Origin of the sequence: Clostridium sp. JS66 (assembly GCF_033561535.1) — a bacterium.
Classification (GTDB): domain Bacteria; phylum Bacillota; class Clostridia; order Clostridiales; family Clostridiaceae; genus Clostridium_AM; species Clostridium_AM carboxidivorans.
Genome location: NZ_CP131467.1, coordinates 5,591,346 through 5,612,868, shown reverse-complemented (window position 1 = coordinate 5,612,868; position 21,523 = coordinate 5,591,346). Strand labels below are relative to the sequence as shown.

At 28.9% G+C, this 21,523-nt stretch carries 17 protein-coding genes; all 17 read left to right on the top strand.

Annotation, left to right across the window (positions count from 1 at the left end; all coding sequences use genetic code 11):
* Positions 1-97: 97 nt before the first annotated feature.
* The 17 genes from Q6H37_RS26055 to Q6H37_RS25975 all read left to right on the top strand — a co-directional run bounded on the left by Q6H37_RS26055 (position 98) and on the right by Q6H37_RS25975 (position 21,489).
* Positions 98-1,939 (top strand): nucleoside-diphosphate sugar epimerase/dehydratase, encoded by a 1,842-nt coding sequence (locus Q6H37_RS26055; RefSeq protein ID WP_318737798.1) that lies wholly within the window; start codon positions 98-100, stop codon positions 1,937-1,939.
* Positions 1,940-2,115: 176 nt separating this feature from the next.
* Entirely contained in the window at positions 2,116-3,432 is a 1,317-nt protein-coding gene (locus tag Q6H37_RS26050; RefSeq protein ID WP_318737797.1) for a nucleotide sugar dehydrogenase, read from the top strand.
* An 89-nt stretch (positions 3,433-3,521) separates the two neighbouring features.
* Positions 3,522-4,628, top strand: coding sequence for a Gfo/Idh/MocA family oxidoreductase (locus tag Q6H37_RS26045; RefSeq protein WP_318737795.1), 1,107 nt, complete (start codon positions 3,522-3,524; stop codon positions 4,626-4,628).
* A 26-nt stretch (positions 4,629-4,654) separates the two neighbouring features.
* Positions 4,655-5,398 carry an N-acetyltransferase gene (locus Q6H37_RS26040; RefSeq protein ID WP_318737793.1) on the top strand — a complete coding sequence of 248 codons (744 nt, stop codon included), beginning with the start codon at positions 4,655-4,657 and terminating at the stop codon, positions 5,396-5,398.
* A 72-nt stretch (positions 5,399-5,470) separates the two neighbouring features.
* Positions 5,471-6,571: a glycosyltransferase gene (locus tag Q6H37_RS26035; protein WP_318737791.1), complete on the top strand. Its 1,101-nt coding sequence runs from the start codon at positions 5,471-5,473 to the stop codon at positions 6,569-6,571.
* Complete coding sequence (locus Q6H37_RS26030; protein ID WP_318737789.1) at positions 6,555-7,991, top strand: O-antigen ligase family protein; 1,437 nt, start codon at positions 6,555-6,557, stop codon at positions 7,989-7,991. Before Q6H37_RS26035 ends, Q6H37_RS26030 begins: the two co-directional genes overlap by 17 nt.
* A gap of 12 nt (positions 7,992-8,003) precedes the next feature.
* Complete coding sequence (gene murJ / locus Q6H37_RS26025) at positions 8,004-9,545, top strand: murein biosynthesis integral membrane protein MurJ (RefSeq protein WP_318737788.1); 1,542 nt, start codon at positions 8,004-8,006, stop codon at positions 9,543-9,545.
* A 42-nt stretch (positions 9,546-9,587) separates the two neighbouring features.
* Positions 9,588-10,640 carry a non-hydrolyzing UDP-N-acetylglucosamine 2-epimerase gene (gene wecB, locus Q6H37_RS26020; RefSeq protein ID WP_318737787.1) on the top strand — a complete coding sequence of 351 codons (1,053 nt, stop codon included), beginning with the start codon at positions 9,588-9,590 and terminating at the stop codon, positions 10,638-10,640.
* An 11-nt stretch (positions 10,641-10,651) separates the two neighbouring features.
* Positions 10,652-11,872 (top strand): glycosyltransferase family 4 protein, encoded by a 1,221-nt coding sequence (locus tag Q6H37_RS26015; RefSeq protein ID WP_318737784.1) that lies wholly within the window; start codon positions 10,652-10,654, stop codon positions 11,870-11,872.
* A 112-nt stretch (positions 11,873-11,984) separates the two neighbouring features.
* The gene (locus tag Q6H37_RS26010) at positions 11,985-13,118 is read left to right on the top strand and encodes a glycosyltransferase family 4 protein (RefSeq protein WP_318743166.1); all 1,134 of its coding nucleotides are present in this window, start codon (positions 11,985-11,987) and stop codon (positions 13,116-13,118) included.
* Entirely contained in the window at positions 13,111-14,661 is a 1,551-nt protein-coding gene (gene murJ / locus Q6H37_RS26005) for a murein biosynthesis integral membrane protein MurJ (protein ID WP_318737782.1), read from the top strand. Before Q6H37_RS26010 ends, murJ (Q6H37_RS26005) begins: the two co-directional genes overlap by 8 nt.
* A 110-nt stretch (positions 14,662-14,771) precedes the next feature.
* Positions 14,772-16,007, top strand: a complete 1,236-nt coding sequence (locus tag Q6H37_RS26000; protein ID WP_318737781.1) for an O-antigen ligase — start codon at positions 14,772-14,774, stop codon at positions 16,005-16,007.
* Between the two features lie 56 nt (positions 16,008-16,063).
* Positions 16,064-17,038, top strand: a complete 975-nt coding sequence (locus tag Q6H37_RS25995) for an acyltransferase (protein WP_318737779.1) — start codon at positions 16,064-16,066, stop codon at positions 17,036-17,038.
* A gap of 72 nt (positions 17,039-17,110) precedes the next feature.
* The gene (locus tag Q6H37_RS25990) at positions 17,111-19,198 is read left to right on the top strand and encodes a cell wall-binding repeat-containing protein (protein WP_318737777.1); all 2,088 of its coding nucleotides are present in this window, start codon (positions 17,111-17,113) and stop codon (positions 19,196-19,198) included.
* Between the two features lie 136 nt (positions 19,199-19,334).
* On the top strand, positions 19,335-19,988 hold the full coding sequence (locus tag Q6H37_RS25985) for a sugar transferase (protein WP_318737775.1): 654 nt from the start codon (positions 19,335-19,337) through the stop codon (positions 19,986-19,988).
* A gap of 122 nt (positions 19,989-20,110) precedes the next feature.
* A complete protein-coding gene (locus Q6H37_RS25980; RefSeq protein WP_318737773.1) occupies positions 20,111-20,824 on the top strand; it encodes a WecB/TagA/CpsF family glycosyltransferase in 714 nt (237 codons plus the stop codon).
* A gap of 104 nt (positions 20,825-20,928) precedes the next feature.
* A complete protein-coding gene (locus Q6H37_RS25975; RefSeq protein ID WP_318737771.1) occupies positions 20,929-21,489 on the top strand; it encodes a nitroreductase family protein in 561 nt (186 codons plus the stop codon).
* The last annotated feature ends 34 nt before the right edge of the window (positions 21,490-21,523 follow it).

Here is a 21,523-nt window from a genome sequence, read left to right as displayed (position 1 = left end):
TTAAAAAAATATATTGAATAATTTTTTCTATGATGTAAAATAGAAAAAGGGAGTTTTAATATAAAGCTTTTACAATAATGTTTGAGGATGTGTTAACATGGAGAGAGACAAGAAGCTTATAATATATGATATAGTTTTTCTTATAGCGTCTTTATATTTTTCTTTTCTTTTGAAATTTGATTTCAAAATACCAGCAGAATATATGATAATTATAAAGTTGTCAGTAATTCCAGTGGTTGTCATAACTTTAATATTTAACAAGTTTTTTAAATTATATAATAGTATATGGAAATATGCTTCTATTGAAGAATTAATGTCTATTATATATTCAATATCTATATCAAATATTATATTTGTAATATATAGTTATGTTATAAATTATAAATTCTTAGAAAAGACACCTTATTACAGATTTCCATTTTCAGTACATATAATATTTTGGATTCTATCTGTAATTGCATTAGGTGGAATAAGATTTAATTACAGAGTTAAAGAAGAAAGTAAAGAAGAAAAGACTGGAAAAAAACATGATAAGAAATTACTTATAATCGGAGCAGGTGATGCTTCAGCAATGCTTATAAAAGAGATAAAAAGGCATAAAGACTTAACTTATGATATAGTTGGACTTATAGATGATGATGAGTCTAAAAAGGGAAAGCTGATTAATGGAATAAAAGTCATAGGTGGAAGAGAACATATAAATAGAGTATGCAATCAAAAAGGAGTAGAGGAAATTATACTGGCTATGCCATCAGCAGACCTTAGAATAAAAAGGGAAATAATAAATATATGTAAAAATACTAAGTGTAAGTTAAAAACTCTACCAGGAATATATCAAATAATAGATGGAAAAATTAATATAAGTAAGTTAAGAGATGTTAATATAGAGGACTTACTAGGAAGAGATGAAGTCAAGCTTAATAATGAAAATATCAATAAATATATAAAAGATAAAACTATTCTTGTTACAGGGGGAGGTGGCTCAATAGGGTCAGAACTTTGTAGACAAATAGCCAGATTTAATCCTAAAAAATTATTGATATTGGATATTTATGAAAACAATGTATATGATGTGCAAATGGAATTAAACTATAATCACCCTGAGCTTAACAAAGAAGTTATTATAGCTTCTATAAGGGATAAAAAAAGAATGAATAAAATTTTTGATAAGTATAAGCCAGATGTAGTATTCCATGCAGCAGCACACAAACATGTACCATTAATGGAGGAAAATCCATCAGAAGCTATTAAAAATAATATTATAGGTACATACAACATACTTAAATGTTGTGATGAATTTAAAGTTAAGAAATTTGTACAAATAAGTACAGATAAAGCTGTAAATCCTACTAATATAATGGGAGCTACTAAAAGGTTCTGCGAAATTATGGTTCAAGCCTTTGATAAGGCTAGTGAAACAGAGTATGTAGCAGTTAGATTTGGTAATGTTTTAGGAAGCAATGGTTCAGTAATACCACTATTTAAAAAGCAAATAGCTCATGGAGGTCCAGTTACGGTGACTCACCCTGAAATAAATAGATTTTTTATGACCATTCCAGAAGCAGCACAGCTTGTAATTCAAGCAGGAGCTATAGCTAAAGGCGGAGAAATATTTGTACTAGATATGGGGCAGCCTGTAAAAATAGTAGACTTAGCTAGAGATTTGATAACTTTATCAGGTTATAAACCTGATGTAGATATCAAAATAGAGTATACAGGACTTAGACCTGGTGAAAAATTGTATGAAGAATTATTAATGAATGAGGTCGCTTTAACTTCTACAGAGCATGATAAAATATTTGTAGATAAACCTATGGGTGAAGATATGAAATTTATAGAAGAGTCAATAGAGCAATTTAGTAATGTTGCGTATATGGATAAAGAAAGCATAGTTAAGCTTGTTGAAGAAAAAGTGCCAACATATAAAAGAAAAAAGTAAAGTTAAATCACAAATGATAAATTTAAAGTGTCATTTGTTAAGTATATTTCAGATACGTAAAAAAATAATATCTGAAAATGATAAGTATGTTAATATATAAACATACAGAAAGTTAAGCTAATAAGCGTAACAGTAGATATAGTTACGAGATTATAGGAAATACGGGAGGAAGAAAGATGTCACAGTTAAGAGATGAATTAATATCAAAGTTAAAAAACAAAACAGCTAAACTTGGTGTTGTAGGATTAGGTTATGTAGGACTTCCACTTGCAGTTGAAAAGGCTAAAGCTGGATATAATGTTATTGGATTTGATGTTCAAGATAAAAAAGTAGAGATGGTCAATAAAGGTGAAAATTATATAGGCGATATATTAGATACAGATTTAGAAAAATTAGTAAAAGAAGGAAGGTTAAAAGCTACTACAGATTTTAGCTTTGTAAAAAATGTGGATGCTGTTTCAATAGCAGTACCAACACCATTGGATTTATACAAACAACCAGATTTATCTTATGTTGTAAATTCAGCTAAAAGTGTTGCAAAGTATTTACACAGAGGAATGCTTATAGTTCTTGAAAGTACAACATATCCAGGAACTACTGATGAAGTATTAAAACCAATTTTAGAAGAAAGTGGACTAAAGTGTGGAAAAGATTTCTTCTTAGCATTTTCACCAGAGAGAGTTGATCCAGGTAATAAACAGTATAAAACTAAGAATACTCCAAAGGTAGTTGGTGGTTGTACAGCAGAATGTACTGAAGTAGCTGCTACTCTTTATAGAAATGTTTTAGAAGGAGAAGTTTTCACAGTATCTTCACCAGCTGTAGCTGAGATGGAAAAAATACTTGAAAATACTTTTAGAAACATAAATATAGGTCTTGCAAATGAAATGGCTATATTATGTAATAGAATGAAAATAGATATATGGGAAGTAATAGAAGCTGCTAAAACTAAGCCATATGGATTTATGGCATTTTATCCAGGTCCAGGACTTGGTGGTCACTGTATACCATTAGACCCATTCTATTTGTCATGGAAAGCTAAAGAATTTGATTTCCATACTAAATTAATAGAAGCATCAGGAGATATAAATGATTCTATGCCAGCTTTTGTAGTAGATAATGCAATGAAGCTTTTAAATACTCAAAAGAAAGCAATGAATGGTGCTAATGTATTATTACTAGGTGTAGCATATAAAAATGATATTGATGATATGAGAGAATCACCAGCTCTTAAGGTTATAGAACATTTAGAGAAAAATGGTGCAAATATAATAATAAACGATCCTTATATTCCTAAATTTAAACACAATGGAAAAGAGTATTTTTCAGTAGATTGGAAAGAAACAATAGAAACTGCTGATATTGTAATTATAACTACAAATCACAGCTGTTATGATTATGAAACAATAGTTGAGAAAGCTAATTTGCTTTATGATACAAGAAATGCTACAAAAGATGTAAAGAATAACAGAGAAAAAATTCATAAACTATAGTAAAATTTTCGGAAGGCAGATCACCTTCCGAAAATATTATTAAACGATGGTTTAGATTAATGGAAATAAAAAATCAGGAGTGATAGAGTATGAAAACAATGAAGTTTGCAATTATAGGATGTGGAAGAATATCTTATAAGCATGTAGAAGCATTAATTGCTAATAAAGAAGAAGCTGTTTTAGTGGCTACTTGTGATGTTATAAAAGAAAAGGCAGAAGAAAAAAGACAAGAATATGTAACAAAGTTAGGAAAAGATGTTAAAGTATCTGTATATACAGATTATAAAGAAATGCTTGAAAAAGAGGAAATAGATGTAGTAACTGTAGCTACAGAAAGTGGTTATCATCCAGAAATAGTTATGTACTGCATGAATAAGAAGAAGCATGTTATAGTTGAAAAGCCAATGGCCTTATCCATAGAAGATGCTGATAAAATGATAAAGTGTGCAAAAGAAAACAATGTTAAGTTGTGTGTAAGTCATCAAAATAGATTTAATTTACCAATACAACAATTAAGAAAAGCTGTAGAAGAAAATAGATTTGGCAGACTTGTTAATGGAACTGCAAGAATACTTTGGAATAGAAATATGGGTTACTATACTCAAGCTCCATGGAGAGGTACATGGAAACTTGATGGTGGTACTTTGATGAATCAGTGCATACATAACATAGACCTATTACAGTGGATGATGGGTGGAGAAATTGATACTGTATATGCACAGTGTGATACATTTTTAAGAGATATAGAAGCAGAAGATTTTGGAGCAATAATTATAAGATTTAAAAATGGTGCTATAGGAATAGTAGAGGGAAGTGCTTGTGTATATCCAAAGAATCTAGAGGAAACTTTAAGTATATTTGGAGAAAAAGGAACTGTAGCTATAGGCGGTCTTGCAGTAAACAAAATAGAGACATGGAGATTTGAAGACAACAAAGACAATGAAGATGAAATATTAAAAGCTCAAGGTGCGGATCCAGATTCTGTTTACGGATTTGGTCATAATCCATTATTTAAAGATATGATAGATGCTATAAATAATGATAGAGCTCCGCTTGTAAGTGGTGAAGAAGGTAAAAAAGGTATGTCTATAATTCTTGCAGCATACAAATCCAGACTTACAGGAATGCCAGTTAAGTTCCCTATGGAAAGTTTTTCAACTATGGAAATGGTGAACGTGGAGAAAATACATAAATAATAGTATTTTAGAATGGAGAATTAAAAATGGAAAACTATATATCAGATAAAGCTAAAATAGGTTCTAATGTAAGCCTTGGTAAATTTGTAGTAATAGAAGATGATGTGGTTTTAGGTGATAACTGTATTTTAGGTCACAATGTAATAATACATAAAGGCAGCAAGGTAGGAGATAATGTTAGAATAGATGATAATACAGTAGTAGGAAAACAGCCTATGAGAGCTGTAAACAGTATATTTAAAGATGAAAAGGAGCTTCCACCGGCTATAGTAGGAGAAGGATGCTTAATAGGGGCAGGAGTTATAGTTTACTGTGGTTGTGAAATAGGAGAAAAAACTCTTATTGCAGATTTAGCTACTGTAAGAGAAAATGTAACTATAGGAAGTAAAACAATAATAGGAAGAGGAGTTGCTGTTGAGAACTTCTGTAAGGTTGGTTCAAATTGTAAATTGGAAACAAACGTTTATTTAACAGCATATTCTGAAGTTGAGGATAATGTATTTATAGCGCCTGGAGTAGTAACTTCAAATGATAATTTTGCAGCTCGCTCAAAAGAAAGGTACAATCATTTTAAAGGAGTTACTGTTAAAAAAGGTGGAAGAATTGGAGCTCAAGCTACAATATTACCTGGAAAAGTTATAAATGAAGATAGTTTTGTAGCTGCAGGAAGTGTAGTAACAAAAGATGTACAAAAGGAAATTATAGTGGCAGGAAATCCAGCTAAAGAATTGAGAAAAGTGCCAGAAGATCAACTACTTAAGAATCAATAACATAAAACATTATTCAGCAGATAGTTGGCAATGTCCATTGTCAACTCTTGCTGTTTTTAGGGAGTGTAATTAATGGCTAAAATATGTTTTTTAGCAGATGCAGAAAGCATCCATACAAGAAAATGGATAAATTATTTTTCGAATTTTGATAATGAAATATATTTAATATCTATGAGAGATACTAAATATAAGTACAGTAAAAATGTAAAGACTTTCGTTATAAAGCCACCTTTTCAAAGTAAGCTATCATACTTTTTTATTGTTAGTAAAATAAAAAAATTAATAAATGAAATAAAACCAGATATATTACATAGTCATTATGCTACAAGTTACGGACTTTTTGGAAAGCTCAGCGGATATCACCCTTTTATTGTATCTGTATGGGGAAGTGATGTATATGATTTCCCTAACTCTAATGCTTTTAATGCTAAGTTGTTAAGATACATACTTAATGGTGCAGATGCAGTATGTTCTACTAGTATGGATATGGCTAATGAAACTAGAAAATATTATAAAAACAAAAGGGATATAACAATAACTCCCTTTGGAGTGGACATAGATAAGTTCAAAGAAAGTACTCCAGTTTTGCAAAAAAACTATATAACTATAGGCGTAATGAAAAATTTAAATAAAGTATATGGAATAGATTATTTAATAAATGCTTTTAATGATTTATGTAGAGAAAGTGATAAAGATATAAGATTGATGATAGTTGGGGATGGAGAAGAAAGACAAAATTTAGAAGGTCTATGTACAAAATTAAATATAGAAAATAAAGTTACTTTTACAGGAAAGGTAGATAATGTAAAGGTACCTGAATACATAAATATGATGGATATAGTATGTATACCATCCTTAAGAGAAAGTTTTGGAGTAGCAGCAGTAGAAGCATGCGCATGCGGAAGACCGGTAGTGTCAACTAACGTTGGTGGATTAACAGAAATAGTTTTTAATGATTTAAATGGTTATACTGTAGAACCTAAAGACAGCAAACTACTAAAAGAAAAATTAAAAATTTTAATAGAAGATGAAGATAAAATAAGGAAATTTTCTGTTAATGCTAGAAAGTTAGTTGAAGATAAATATAATTGGATACATAATGCAGAAACTATGAAGAAATTATATGATAGTTTTCTGATTTCGGGAGGAAAAACAGATGAACAAACTAGATAAAAAGAGCTTAGGATTTTTATGTGTAGTATTTATTGCTGTACTTGCAAGATCATTTCTAATTCACAATTATGTAATTGGAATGCTATTTTTTGTATGCACAGCTTTAAGCTTAAGCTTAACTTATTCACCTGAATTATATGATAAATTGTATTGCACACTGTTAGTAGCTGCTGCATTTGAATACACAGCATATTTGCCAGGTCATGAACAAATTTATTTTTTTCATGTGATGTTGTTCCTGATGATTATTTTTACAGCGTTGCAGTGGATTAAAAATGGTGGAATAAATGTAAACATGGATAAAAAGATTTTAGGCTTTTTTATAATATGGTTTATATACATATGTGCAGGTTATTTTTGGTCAAAGAATAAATCTTTTAATATTAAATATATCGCAATTTATGCTATGATGTTTGCTTTTTTAGCAGTGATTATTGTATATAATAACACTAAAGAAAAATTTAAGAATACTATAAAAGTCATTGCACTAATAGCTTCAGTAATAGTTATCATAGGAATAATAGAAACTGCTACTGGTGTGGAATTGCCAGTAAAACATTATTATAGTTATACTGTTAATAAATTGTCTGAAGCGGAGATAAAACTTCTGCAAACAAGACCTATAGTATTTTCATATAATCCAAATAACTTGGCTACGCTTTTAAATTTATGTTTACCTATTCCTTTATTTCTTTTTACATTTTCAAGATATGGTAAACAAAAAATAGGTTATTTATTATGCAGCTTACTCATTTTTGCTGCAATAGTACTTACAACATCAAGAGCTAGCCTTTTGGCTGCAATATTAATTGTAGCAATCTTTACTTTAGCTATGTTAAAAGAATATAGATTAAAAGGATTAGTATATCCATTAATAATTGTCATAGGTTTTGGCGTTGTATACAAATTCAGTTATGTATTTGTGATGAGAAATAGTGCTATCTATCGTAATGAAATGAAACAAAAGATGAACAAAATTACTAATATAGAAAATGTTAAAGTTGGTGAAGAAGGTTCAGAGAGTGAAAGATTAACAGTTGTATATGATGTAATCGAAGGTGTATTTCATGATAAAAGGCTTTTAGGCTTTGGTGCAGGAAATACTACTCAGCAATTAATGGATAAAGGAAATACTCATGGAATATACAGTCCTCATGGGTTAATTATAGAGGTACTTGGTGACTTTGGAATTTTCTTCTTTATTCTATATGGAATTTACTATTTATATTTATTATATAGATTGCTTCTTATATCCAATATAAGGGATTATGGAGCTAAAATATCAGCCTATACATTAATGACGGTATTGTTTGGTTTTGCATTATCTAGTCTTGGACCAAGTTCTGTTACTTACTTCTTTCCATATTGGATAATGTATGGTGTTACAATATCATGTATCAATTTATATAGTAGGCAATAAAAAGGTGAAAAAATGAGCGATGGAAATAAATTAGTAAAAAGTGCTACTATAATAGTTGCATGTACTTTTATAAGCAAGATACTTGGACTATTAAGGGACAGTGTAACAGCTGCAAAATTTGGAACAATAGAGCTAGATGCTTTCAATGCAGCATTTAACCTTCCCAATGTATTATTTATAATGATAGGAGCAGCAATTACTACTACACTAATTCCGCTTTATAATGAAAAGAGGAAACAAGGTAAGAAAGAAGCATGTGAATTTGTAAGAAATGTTTTGAATTTCTTTATATTCATAACTGTAATTATATCTATAGTATGTGTAATTTTTATAAATCCTATAGTATCTCTTTTAAATCCAGGATTTGCAGGTGATAAGCTTCAATTTACAAAATTACTTACTATTATATTAATACCTACACTTATAGTTAATGCTGTATTGTACATATTTAATGCCATGCTGCAGTCTGAAAATAATTTTGCAGTACCTTCTTTAGTAGCGCTTCCATTTAATGTGCTTATAATTGGATATTTGTTTATCTTTGGTAAAAAGTATGGGGTAATGGGATTTACTATAATAACTCTTATTGCAACTGCAATTCAAATACTACCTCAAATACCATATGTAATAAAGATTGGATTAAAACATAGTTTTAAAATAAATTTCAGAGATCCTATGCTTAAAAGAATGTGTTTAATGCTTATTCCTGTTATTTTAGGAACAGGAGTTCAGCAAATTAATACATTTGTTGAGAGGGGAGTAGCTACAGGATATAGTGCGGGAAGTTTATCATCTCTAACTTATGCTTATAGAGTTTTTGCTTTATTTGTAGATATATTTGTAGTTGCCATATCCACAGTAATTTATCCCAAGATGGCAAGACAAACAGCTAATAATGAGATAAAGGAAATGAAATCTACTTTAAGTGAGTCCATATGTACATTAATAGTATTCATATTACCTATATCTTTAATTGTAATGATGCAAAGTAAACCTATTATTTACATACTATTTGAAAGAGGAGCATTTACTAGAAGTGCTACAGATATAACTTCAAGTGTACTATGTTTTTATTCTTTAGGACTTTTAGCTTTTGGGTTAAGAGACTTCGTATGTAAAGCATATTACACCTTGCAAGATACAAAGACTCCAATGATAAATAGTGCCATATCTCTTGGATTAAATGTAATATTGATATTTATATATAAATATTTCCTAGGACTTAAAGGATTAGCTTTAGCTAATGCTACATCTATGTATATAGCTTGTGCATTGCTTATTTTCAGTTTGAGAAGAAAAATAGGAAGCATGAATGGTAAGAAGATACTTATAACTGCAATAAAAACTATTATTGCTTCAGCTGTTATGCTAATAGTTATATATTATTTAAATATAGTATTGAATTTAAAATATGTATCAACAGTTTCAGTATTTATTAAAATTTTAATTTCTTCATTTGCTGGAGTTATTGTATTTATAATAACTGCATTTGTAATAAGAATGGAAGAAATTATTAAACTAAAGGAAATGATAATGTTTAGAAAAGCAGTATAAGTCAAAAATATTAGAAAGGCTTTTCAAATAGGAGGAAGAAGTATGAAGATATTAACAGTGGTTGGAGCAAGACCACAATTCATAAAGGCTGCAGCTGTATCTAATGTTATAAGAAAACAGCACAAGGAAATACTTATTCATACAGGTCAGCATTACGACGAAAATATGTCTAAAGTATTTTTTGATGAACTAAAAATACCTAAACCAGATTATAATCTAGAAGTTGGTTCAGGTAATCATGGACATCAAACAGGAACAATGCTTATTAAGTTGGAAGAAATCTATTTAAAGGAAAAACCAGATTTGGTTTTAGTATATGGAGATACTAATTCTACATTGGCAGGAGCGCTATGTGCTAGTAAGCTTTTAATTCCAGTAGCTCATGTAGAAGCTGGACTTAGAAGTTTTAATATGACTATGCCTGAAGAGCAAAATAGAATTTTGACAGATCACATTTCAAAGTTCTTATTTGTACCTACAACTTCAGCTATAGAAAATCTTAAAAATGAAGGCATAACCAAGGGCGTTCATAATGTTGGAGATGTAATGTTTGATGCTGTACTTCATTTTAAAGGGTTAGCTGAAGATAAATCTAACATAATTAATGAACTTAAAGTTAACAAGAATGAATATATCCTAACTACAATACATAGGGCAGAAAATACTAATGATATAAATAGATTGAAAAATATAATTGAAGCATTAAATGAAAGTGGTAAAACAGTAATATTGCCTATGCACCCAAGAACTAAAAAATATATTAGTGATTATGGACTAAAATTTAATGAAAATGTAAAAGTAATAGAACCTGTAGGATATCTTGAAATGATAAATTTAGAGATGAATTCACAAAAAATAGTAACAGATAGCGGCGGAGTTCAAAAGGAAGCTTTCTTCTTAAAGAAACCATGTGTAACCATGAGAGATGAAACTGAATGGGTTGAAACAGTTCAAAATGGATGGAATAAGGTTGTAGGAACAGATAAAAATAAAATACTTGATTCAATAGTTAATTTTGAGCCAAAAGAGCAGCAAAAGGACATATTTGGAGATGGAAAAGCTGGATACAAAATACTAGAGATAATAGGAAAATAAGGAGTGGAAAAATGAAAATCTTATTTTTAACTCAATATTGTCCTCCAGAAGTTGGAGCTCCTCAAAATAGAATTTTTGAGTTTGCTAAACAGTTAAAAAAGTTTAACCATGAAGTTACTATATTAACTGCTATGCCTAATTATCCTAAGGGGGAAATATTTGAAGGATACAGGGATAAAAAAGTTGTTCTTGAAGAAATAGATGGAATAAAAATAGTTCGTACAAGTATTTATGCAACAAAGGATAAAAGTTTTACAAAAAGACTTAGAAACTATTTATCATTTACATTTTCATCAGTGCTTACAGGATCAAAGTATATAGATAAGCAGGATGCAATAATAACAGAATCACCTCCACTATTTTTAGGATGGTCAGGTTATATTTTAGCTAAGAGAAAAAAAGCAAAGTTTATTTTTAATATATCTGATTTATGGCCTGAATCTGCTGTAAAGCTTGGAGTACTTCATAATAAATTATTGATTAGTTTATCCACATGGCTTGAAGAATTTTGCTATAAGAAAGCACATGCAGTTACAGGACAAACTAAGGGAATAGTAGATAATATAGTTAGCAGAGGATTCGATAAGAATAAAGTACACCTTATAACTAATGGTGTAGATACAGAATTCTTCAAAAGAGAAAATAGAGATGAAGAATTTAGAAAAGAACTAGGTGTTGATGGTAAATTTGCTATATGCTATGCTGGTATTCATGGTATAGCTCAAGGGCTAGAAGTAATTATAGAAGCAGCAGATATTTTGAAAGATTATAAAGATATACAATTTTTGTTTTTCGGTGATGGTCCTGAAAAACAGAAACTAATTGATATGGTAAAAGAAAAGGGACTTAATAATGTAACTTTTATGCCAGTACAATCAAAACCTAAAATGCCTAGAATAGTAGCATCTATGGATGCCACAATTATACCTTTGAAGAAGCTGGATTTATTCAAGGGGGCATTACCTTCCAAAATGTTTGAATCACTAGCTTCAGAATTACCTATAGTTTTAGCTGTAGAAGGTGAAGCTGAAAAACTTATAAATGATGCACAAGCTGGAATTACTGTTGAACCAGAAAATTCTAAAGAGATAGCAGAAGCTGTTTTAAAATTATACAAAGATCCAGACCTAAGAACTAAGCTTGGACAAAACGGAAGAAAATATGTAATGGAGCATTATGCAAGAGAAGCTATAGCTAGAAAACTTGAAAAAATATTATTAAATTTAAAATAGTAAGAAGGTTGGCATGCAAATACTGCATGCCAAAGCTATATTTATATATTTTATTTATATATTTTATGTATATAGTCAGTGCAGTGAATACTGTGGCATATATATTAGGCAGGTGATTTATATTAAAGTTCTACAGATTATATCAGGAAATGATAATGGTGGTGGTGGAAAACACGTATTAAATTTATGTGTTTATTCAAAGGGTAAGTTTGATACTGTCATTGGATGTATAGGAAAAGGTGAATTATATGATAATGCTAGGAATATGGGAATACAGGTAATATTAATTGAAAGCTTGAGAAATAATCAAATTTGTGATTATGTAAAAGAAAATAATGTGGATATTATAAATTTCCATGGAGCTAAGGCATTTTTTATGCACTATCTAATGAGGAAAAAGCTTAGTAAGCCTTGTGCTGCTACTGTTCATAGTGATTACAGATATGATTTCTTAAATAACAAGTTAAAGTATTTATTTTTCACACCATTAAGTAAATTAGGTTTAAAAAGTTTTCCTTATTATATATGTGTTTCAAAATATATAAAAAAGCTTTTGGAGCAAAGTAACTTTACTGGAAAAAAGACTGTTGTTAATAATGGAATTGATTTAGAAGAAATAAATATTTTAAATGACAGAGATAAAATAAGAAATAAATATGATATAAGTAAGGAAGATTTTGTATATGTAATGGTGGCAAGGATGCACCCCATAAAAAATCATTTGCTTTGTATAGAAGCTTTTAATAAATTAAATAATGAATATCCTAATACAAAACTTTTATTAATTGGAGATGGAGAGCTTAAAGCTGTTTTAGAAGAAAAATGCAATCAATTATCAATTAAAGATAAAGTTATTTTTGCTGGGTTCCAAAGCAATGTGGTAGATTTTATAAATGCATCGGATATAAGCATACTTACATCATTTAATGAAGGTGGGTCTCCTCCTATTGTCATATTAGAAAGTGGTGCAGCTAAAAGAGCGGCTATATGTTCAGATGTAGGTGACATAAATGAGTGTATAAATGATGAAACAGGATTTTTAATAGATCCAAAGTCAGTAGAAGATATATATTTAAAAATGAAGTCAGCATATGAAAATAAAGCTGCGTTAAAGAATAAGGGACAGAACTTATATGAACTTGTGAAAAAACAATATTCCATGAATACATTTTGTAATGGATATTATAATTTTTATAAACAAATACTGTCTCAGAGGGACACAGGTGGAGTGAAAATCAATGACTAAAAAAATGATAAAAAAATCTATATTAGTTATGGTGTTTATAATTTTAGGTAAGGTACTAGCGTTAGTGAGAGATTCATTAATTGCTGCAAAGTTTGGAGCAAATTATACCACAGATATATATAATTTTGCGTTAGGAATAGTTTATTTGCTTACCACTATAAGTTATGGACTAACTACAACTTTTATACCTGTACATACAGAGCATTTACAAAAAAGCGTTAAGAAAATAAGAGATAAGTTTGTAAATAATGTTATAAATGTATCATCAATAGTTACTATTATAGTTACTATTATATTGATTATTTTTACTAAAGACATAATTTATATATTTGGACATGGTTTCGTAAGTAATCCTAATGTATTTGAAATGTCTGTGGAAATGACAAGAATTATGTTGTTGTCTTTAATATTTGTAAGTCTTCAGAGTGTAGTGACAGGAGTACTCCAATGTCATAATGAGTTTTATGAACCAGCGGCTATGGCTTTTGTATCTAATGTAGTGTATATAATATATCTTGTATTTTTGACAGCTAGATATGGAATAAAAGGATTTGCAGTAGCTATAGTTATAGGATTTTTTGCGCAATTTATAATTAATGTACCTAAGTATAAAAAACTGGGATATAAGTATCAAGGATATATAAGCTTTAAAGATCGTGAAATGCTTAATATGTTTAAGCTTATGATACCTGTTATTGTAAGTACATCATTAATTCAGTTAAATGTATTTGTAAACAGATCCTTTGCTACAAATATATTTTTTGGAGCAGCAACTGTGTTAGATTGTGCTAATAAAATTAATACCCTGGCATATGAAGTTTTTGCCATAGGAATAGCAATGATAGTGTATCCAACTATGTCAGAATTAGCAGCAAGGGAGGATAAAACAGAATATAAAATTGCAGTAAAAAGAGCCATAAATATAATTGTGCTTATAATGGTACCGGCAGCAGTTGCTATAGCAGTATTAAGACAGCCTCTTATAAGTATTATATTTAAAAGAGGAGCTTTTACAAATAGTGCAGCACAGCTTACTTCAAGTGCATTGTTATTTTACTGCCCTGCCATGATTTTTTATGGAATAAGAGACATTTTAAATAAAGCATTTTATTCCATTAAGGATACAAAAACACCAATGATAAATAGCTTTGTAGGAATATTGATAAATGTAGTTATAAATATATTTATAGTAAAATATATGCAGGTATCTGGATTGACTTTGGCAACTACAATATCTTCGATTATTGTTACTATAGGAATGCTTATTAGCTTAAATAGAAAGATTGGGAATATTGATGTAAGAAAAATATTTAATGTATTAGCAAAAACTATTTTTGCTTCATTAGTTATGGGAATATTTATTTTTGGAGTAAATAAGATTTGCATGTTATTAATTGTATCAGAGCTAAAGGCTAGTATATTATCAATAATAATGTCATTTTTTATAGGAACTGTGGTTTATATGGTATGTATTCATTTGTTTAAAATAGAAGAATATATGTACATGATATCACTTGTAAAACAAAAAATAAGAAGAAGATAATGTTAATATAGATTTAATAATTTATATAAGCGTTGAAACTTAAGGAACTATTTGATATATTAGGTAATGAGGTTTGGTAACTATTATTTTGTGTGAAGAGAGTGTGTAAAATGAAGATTTTGGAAAATGTTTTGTATGCATTTATGTGCATTTATATAATCATACTTCCCTGGCAACAAGGAAAGACTACATATGGCGACGGAATATTAGCATTAATAATACTAATATATATATTAAAATTAATTTTATCCTCCAAAAGCAGACAAAAAATGTTTTCGGATATTAAAAGTTTTTTCCATGATTATTTAAGCATATCTATGAGTGTATTATTTTTAGTAATGATTATATCTACAAGTTATGCTTTTGACAAGAAAATAGCATTAAATGAGAGTGCTAGATTTTTATCATATTTGATTTTATTTTTTATAATTAAATATGAATGTAATTATAAAAGGTATATTAGAGGCATAATAAATTCATATGTATTTTCTGTTTTTTCTATCTGTGTTTTTGGAATATATCAGTATTTCACTGGATTTGGATTAAGTTCAGAATTTATGAATTATTCCTATACAAACAAGAAAATAACAGCAACATTAGATAATCCAAATAACTTAGGAGCATTTTTGGTATTAGCTTTGTTTCCAATAGTAATGCTTATAATACATGAAAAAAATAAAATTAAAAAATCTATTTACTTATTAGTATCAGTAATTGTAATAGTTAATATAGTACTAACAGATTCACGTAACGCGTTTATTGGAGTAGCAATAGGAGCGGTTATATTAGCTATAATATTTAGCTGGAAATTGATATTTATAATAGGTCCAGCAGCGGTTATTTCATTATTTATACCTAAAATCAGCCATAGAATTTTGGATATTGCTAATTCATCGCAAAATGAATCTAGAATTTACCTATGGAAAACAGCTTTAAAAATGATAAAAGAGCATCCGATATTAGGAGTAGGTAATGGTAATTATGTTAGTTTGTATGATACATATGTAAAGAAATATCCAGAATTAAAATATCCATGGTTTACTCATAGACCATCTCATAATTCATATTTGAAAGTTACTAGTGAATTAGGTATTTTGGGTATATTATCATTTGTTTGTATGTTGGTATTTTCTCTTTTAAGAGTAAAACAAGCAGCTTCAAGTGCTAAAGATAAATTATATAGATATTTTTGTACAGGAATTTTTGCTTCAATGGTAGGATTTTATTTTATGAATATATCTGACAATTTATTTTTTGTGCCTAAAACTACCGCTTATTTTTGGATACTTTTAGCTATTTCCCAAGCAATAGTAATAAGGGAAAGCAGCAGAGAAAGTATATTTTAGGTAATGTGTGTAGAAGGAGGTGACAGAAAATTAGCAGTAAAAGACGCATTTTGGAAATGGATGTTATAAGAACTTTAGCTACTATTAGTGTAATACTTATTCATGTTTCTGCAACAATTTTATATAGGACAAATGTAAATTCTAATACTTATAAAGGATTTTTAATTATTAATCAGCTTAGTAGATTTTCTGTGCCAGCCTTTATAATTTTATCTGGTATAGGGCTTATTAATACATATAAAAAAGATAAGGGATATTTCAAATTCCTTTCACATAGACTTTATAAAACTGTACCTAGATATTTAGTTTGGTGTGTTATATATATTGTATTTGTAACGAAGGCTTTTAATATATATAAATCAGGTAATGATATCATCTTTGGAAATGTATATTATCATCTTTACTTTGTACCTATAATTGTAGAATTCTATTTGTTTTTTCCTTTTATATATAAGTTTATAGGTTCTAAGTGGAGTTTACTTGTAACTTTTGTAATAACTACTGGTATTTTAGTAGCAACACACTATTTTACTTTGCCAGGTATATTGGTACGCTTTTTCGAGAGAAAAAATATGCTAAATTGGATTTTTTATTTTTCTCTTGGTGCTTTTATTGGAAAAAACATGGATTATATTAAGGAAAAAGCCGTTAAATATAGAATATTAGTGTTTATTACATTTATTGCAGTGACTTTTGGGTTAATTTATGAAGCACTAATAACTACTAAATTCGTTTCTGATATAGATTATGTTGCTACATTTTTAAGACCTAGTGTGTTAATATATAGCACAATTTTTACATTTTTTATATTCAGTATTAACTGGAAAGAAAATCTATTAATGAAATCAATACAGTATATTTCTAAAAGTTCTTATGGTGTGTATTTATCACATGCATTTATACTTTATTACTATATTCAGTATTGTACAAATAGATCAATACCTATAAATACATTGCAATTTGGAATTAAAGCTTTTTTTATAAGCTTTATTGGAGCAATATTAATAAATGAAAGTCGTAAATTACCTTAAAGTCAAAAAGGTAATAATGAACTTTTTAGATAAATAATTAAATTTATATTCATTTGGGGGGCGCTTTGTGGAATGCTAAATTCAAAATGTAAAGGTGCAGCTGTTTGTGAAAAAATAATAATATTATGTGTTGCTGTACTAAGTTTAATATTTGTTGCAGCAGGTAAGCATGAAGTAGTTTATGCAGCAGCATCGAATAATACTTACTATGTTTCAACAAGTGGTAGTGATATCAATGATGGAACAGAAAAAAATCCTTTTTATACTATTCAAAGAGGAATTAATGAAATGAAATCTGGAGATACACTTATAATAAGGGAAGGTGTATATCATGAAGCAGTTCAAGTTTATCAAAAAAAGGCTTCAAATGATTCATGGTGCACAATTAAAAATTATCCAGGAGAATCAGTCAGTGTGGTAGGAGATTATAAACTTAATATAAATGGTATGAATGCTCCAGATGCTTTTACTTTCAGGGAGAGTTCTTATTGGAAGATACAAGGTATAAAAATTAGTCAATTTACAGGAGCAGGTATTTATATAACAGACAAATCAAGTTATATAGATATGGAGGATTTAAACATAGGAAATATTGATTATCCAGTTTATAGACCTTATGGAACATCTGGTATAGATGGTCAGGATTCTAGTTATTGTACGGTTAAAAATTGCGAGATATATAATGTAGGATTAAAAGTAGATAAACCAAAAGATCATGGAATTTACATAGGTTATGGTTCAACTTATTGGACATTTGAAGGAAACAATATACATGATAATGCAGGTGCTGCTATACAAATGTATGGAGAACCTAATGGAGGAAGTAATTGTATAATTAATAATAATAAATTGTACAATAATCATGCATTTGGACTAGCAATAGGATCAAATGCTGTAAATAATACCATAAGCAATAATGTATTTTATGGGAATAAAGGCTGTGATGTATATCTATTAGAAAATTCTAATAAAAATTGGTTTAAAGAAAATTTATTTTTAACACCATATTGTAACTATAATATAGAATTAGCAGATGAAAAGTCATTTGACAACTCTTTTAATTATAATACTTATTATAAAGCAGATGGAAATGTAGTCAGCAAATATTATCAACTTAACCAGTATAATGAGGCTATAAGCTATAATCAGTGGAAAACTTATGGTCAAGAAGATTCAGGAAAGTTTATAAGTGAACCTGATGAGGCAAATGAGGCTATAAAAAATTGGCAGCCTATTACTGTTAAACAGTACACAAGTAAAAGAATAGGTGGAACAGATAGATTTGCTACAGCAGCTAGTATAGCTGAAGAATTTAATAATGGAAAATCAAATGATGTTGTTATAACTTCAGGAGATGATTTTACAAATGCTTTAAGTGGAAGTGTATTAGCTAAAAAATTAAATGCACCAATACTTTTATCTGGTAAAACTGATTTGGAAAATGATGCTGCAATTAAGTATATACAAAATCATTTAGATAAAAGTGGTAATGTGTATGTATTAGGCAATGAAATGGGTGCCAATGAAAGTATTATTATAAGCTTAAAAAGTTTAGGATATAATAATATAAAAATGCTAAATGATGGAGAAAAATTTGGAGCTACAAAAGCAATTAATGATGCTATAAATGCACCAGAAGGTACACCTATAATAATTACATCAGGAAATGAATTTGCAGATGGCTTAAGTGCATCTTCAGTAGCAGCATTAAAAGGATATCCAGTTATATTGTCTGATGTATATGAATTGCCTTCAGAAGCACAAGAAACTTTAAAAAAGGTAAAGCCTTCTAAGGTTTATATAATAGGAGGAGATACAATAATATCAGATAACGTAAAGGATAAAGTGAAAAGAGTATGTGGATTGTCCGAAGATGATATTATTAGAATATGGGGACAGGATAGATATACTACATCTATAAACATAGCAAAATATTTTAACATCAATGGAGAGAATATTACTTTAGCTTCTGGAGAAAATTTTTCAGATGCACTTTCAGCAAGTGTTCTTGCAGCAAAGCTTAATGCACCACTGCTTCTTTTGGGTGATAATAATAATGAGCAAAAGAGATTTATAGATTCAAATAAGTATGTTAATGAAATATTAATTGGGGGAACTTCCTCAATATCTGATAAAACTAAAACTGATCTAGCAAGATAATATAAACATATTGCGGAGCATTATATTTGCTTCGCAATATGTCTAAATTGTGAAAAATTAGTTATAATTATATTGTAAATGCATGTTATATCTGATATATTATATACTTGTAGATGAATAATTGTAGGAGGTTATCATGCAGATTGAAAGTATAAAGATAGATTTAGAAAAAGATATAAAATCAAAGAAATTACATTTTTTCGTGAAGAGATTGAGCGATATAATATTATCTGCTATAGGAATACTTATATTATCACCAGTATTTATAATACTAGCTGTATGGATTAAAATGGATTCAAAAGGACCAGCTGTTTTTAAACAAGTTAGAGTAGGAAAAGATGGAAAAGATTTTACCATATATAAGTTTAGAACTATGGTTGTAAATGCAGAGAAGAAAAGAGAATTAGACATAGATCCAGGTAATCTAGAAAACTTTGTTTTTCAAAGTAAAACTGATAACAGAATTACGAAGTCAGGGGCTTTCTTAAGAAAAACAAGCTTAGATGAAATTCCGCAATTGTTTAATGTATTCATAGGTAATATGAGTTTAGTTGGACCTAGACCAGAAATACCAGATGTAGTTAAGCTTTATCCAGAAGAATACAGACAAAGATTGCTAGTACAACAAGGTATAACTGGTTTAGCACAAATAAGTGGAAGAGGAGAAATTGAATTAGGAAAAACAATTTTTTATGATCTAACTTATATAAAACGATTCTCAGTGTGGACGGATATAAAGATATTATTTGGAACTGTATTTTCAGTATTCAAAAAAGAAGGAGCTTTTTAAGGCATTGCAACTTAAATATTTTGTTTTATAATTTATAGAAACTCAAGGAATAATTTTATGTTAAATTTTCCTTGAGTTTCTGTGGATTTAGGTTATGAAGATAGATGATTTGGAGGAATAGTATGTTTACTAGAATATTAGAATATAATGTTTTTAATGGAAATCTAAAAGAACTTATGAATTACATAGAAAAATTTAATAAGGTAAATATAATATCAGGAAATCCAGAGGTTTTATATAATGGACTTAATAATCCTCTATTGTTCAATAATTTTACTGGGGATAATTCTATAATAATTCCAGATGGTGTTGGAACTGTAATGGCTTCTAAAGTTGTTAAAAATCCTGTAAAGGAAAAAATTGCAGGCATAGAGCTTATGGAGGAAATAGTAAAAAAATGTGAAAGAGAAGGTGAAAGTATATATTTAATTGGTGCTAAACAAGAAATATTGGATGCATGTGTGGAAAAACTTCAAAGTAAGTACACTAAACTAAATATAAGTGGTAGTCATAATGGATATTTTGATTTAAATAATTGTAGTGATTTAATAGATGATATTAAAACTAAAAAGCCATATGCATTATTTATAGCTATGGGATCACCAAGACAAGATGTATTCATTATAAAAAATATGAAGGAATTGCCTTGTAAGGTTTTTATGGGTGTTGGTGGAAGCTTTGATGTATTTGCAGGTAAAGTAAAAAGAGCACCTAACTGGATGATAAAGTTAGGATTAGAATGGTTATATAGGGTAGCTAAGGAACCTTTTAGAGTTAAAAGGCTTGGTTCAATACCTAAATTTTTATTGGAAGTTATTAAACATAAAAGCAAATAGTTAGCATACATTAGCAGATGAAGCAATCCACTAAATGTAAGTAATAACCTATGAATAATGTATATGTTATTTACACAAACTACATTTAAAGGAGTGTGGAGTTTATGCAATTTTATGATGTTATAAAAAATAGAACTAGTATAAAAGAATTTAAAAATACTAATATAGACAGAGATAAAATAGATAGAATGATTAATGCAGCAATGATGTCTCCTTCGTGGAAGAATTCTTCATGCTATAAATTTATTATTGTAGAAGATAAGGATAAAAAGGACATTATAGCTAATGCTGTAAGAAATGAAACTGATGAAGCTGGAAAAGCTATTAAAGAAGCACCAATAGCAGCAGTAGTAGTAGCTGATCCTGATAAGTCAGGTGAAGTGGATGGAAAGCAATATTATCTAGTAGATGGAGCCATTGCTATGGAACATTTTATTCTTGCAGCTACTGAGGAAGGCTATGGAACTTGCTGGATAGCAGCCTTAGATGAAGATATGGTAAGACGTGCACTAAGTATACCTGAAAAATATAGAATTGTTGGAATTACACCTGTAGGAGAAATAGAGCAAGAAAAAAGTCATTATGCTGCAAAAAGTGCTGGAGAGTATGTATTTCAGGATTCTTGGAATGAAGCTTATGTAGGAAATAGCAAAGTTTTGCATTAAATAAGATGAAAGTTACATGATTTATAATATAGTA

Bases quoted from the DNA above. Each gene is read 5' to 3' on its own strand.
- Q6H37_RS26055 (WP_318737798.1), top strand. From the start codon at position 98: ATGGAGAGAGACAAGAAGCTTATAATATATGATATAGTTTTTCTTATA.
- Q6H37_RS26050 (WP_318737797.1), top strand. From the start codon at position 2,116: ATGTCACAGTTAAGAGATGAATTAATATCAAAGTTAAAAAACAAAACA.
- Q6H37_RS26045 (WP_318737795.1), top strand. From the start codon at position 3,522: ATGAAAACAATGAAGTTTGCAATTATAGGATGTGGAAGAATATCTTAT.
- Q6H37_RS26040 (WP_318737793.1), top strand. From the start codon at position 4,655: ATGGAAAACTATATATCAGATAAAGCTAAAATAGGTTCTAATGTAAGC.
- Q6H37_RS26035 (WP_318737791.1), top strand. From the start codon at position 5,471: ATGGCTAAAATATGTTTTTTAGCAGATGCAGAAAGCATCCATACAAGA.
- Q6H37_RS26030 (WP_318737789.1), top strand. From the start codon at position 6,555: ATGAACAAACTAGATAAAAAGAGCTTAGGATTTTTATGTGTAGTATTT.
- murJ (WP_318737788.1), top strand. From the start codon at position 8,004: ATGAGCGATGGAAATAAATTAGTAAAAAGTGCTACTATAATAGTTGCA.
- wecB (WP_318737787.1), top strand. From the start codon at position 9,588: ATGAAGATATTAACAGTGGTTGGAGCAAGACCACAATTCATAAAGGCT.
- Q6H37_RS26015 (WP_318737784.1), top strand. From the start codon at position 10,652: ATGAAAATCTTATTTTTAACTCAATATTGTCCTCCAGAAGTTGGAGCT.
- murJ (WP_318737782.1), top strand. From the start codon at position 13,111: ATGACTAAAAAAATGATAAAAAAATCTATATTAGTTATGGTGTTTATA.
- Q6H37_RS26000 (WP_318737781.1), top strand. From the start codon at position 14,772: ATGAAGATTTTGGAAAATGTTTTGTATGCATTTATGTGCATTTATATA.
- Q6H37_RS25995 (WP_318737779.1), top strand. From the start codon at position 16,064: ATGGATGTTATAAGAACTTTAGCTACTATTAGTGTAATACTTATTCAT.
- Q6H37_RS25990 (WP_318737777.1), top strand. From the start codon at position 17,111: ATGCTAAATTCAAAATGTAAAGGTGCAGCTGTTTGTGAAAAAATAATA.
- Q6H37_RS25985 (WP_318737775.1), top strand. From the start codon at position 19,335: ATGCAGATTGAAAGTATAAAGATAGATTTAGAAAAAGATATAAAATCA.
- Q6H37_RS25980 (WP_318737773.1), top strand. From the start codon at position 20,111: ATGTTTACTAGAATATTAGAATATAATGTTTTTAATGGAAATCTAAAA.
- Q6H37_RS25975 (WP_318737771.1), top strand. From the start codon at position 20,929: ATGCAATTTTATGATGTTATAAAAAATAGAACTAGTATAAAAGAATTT.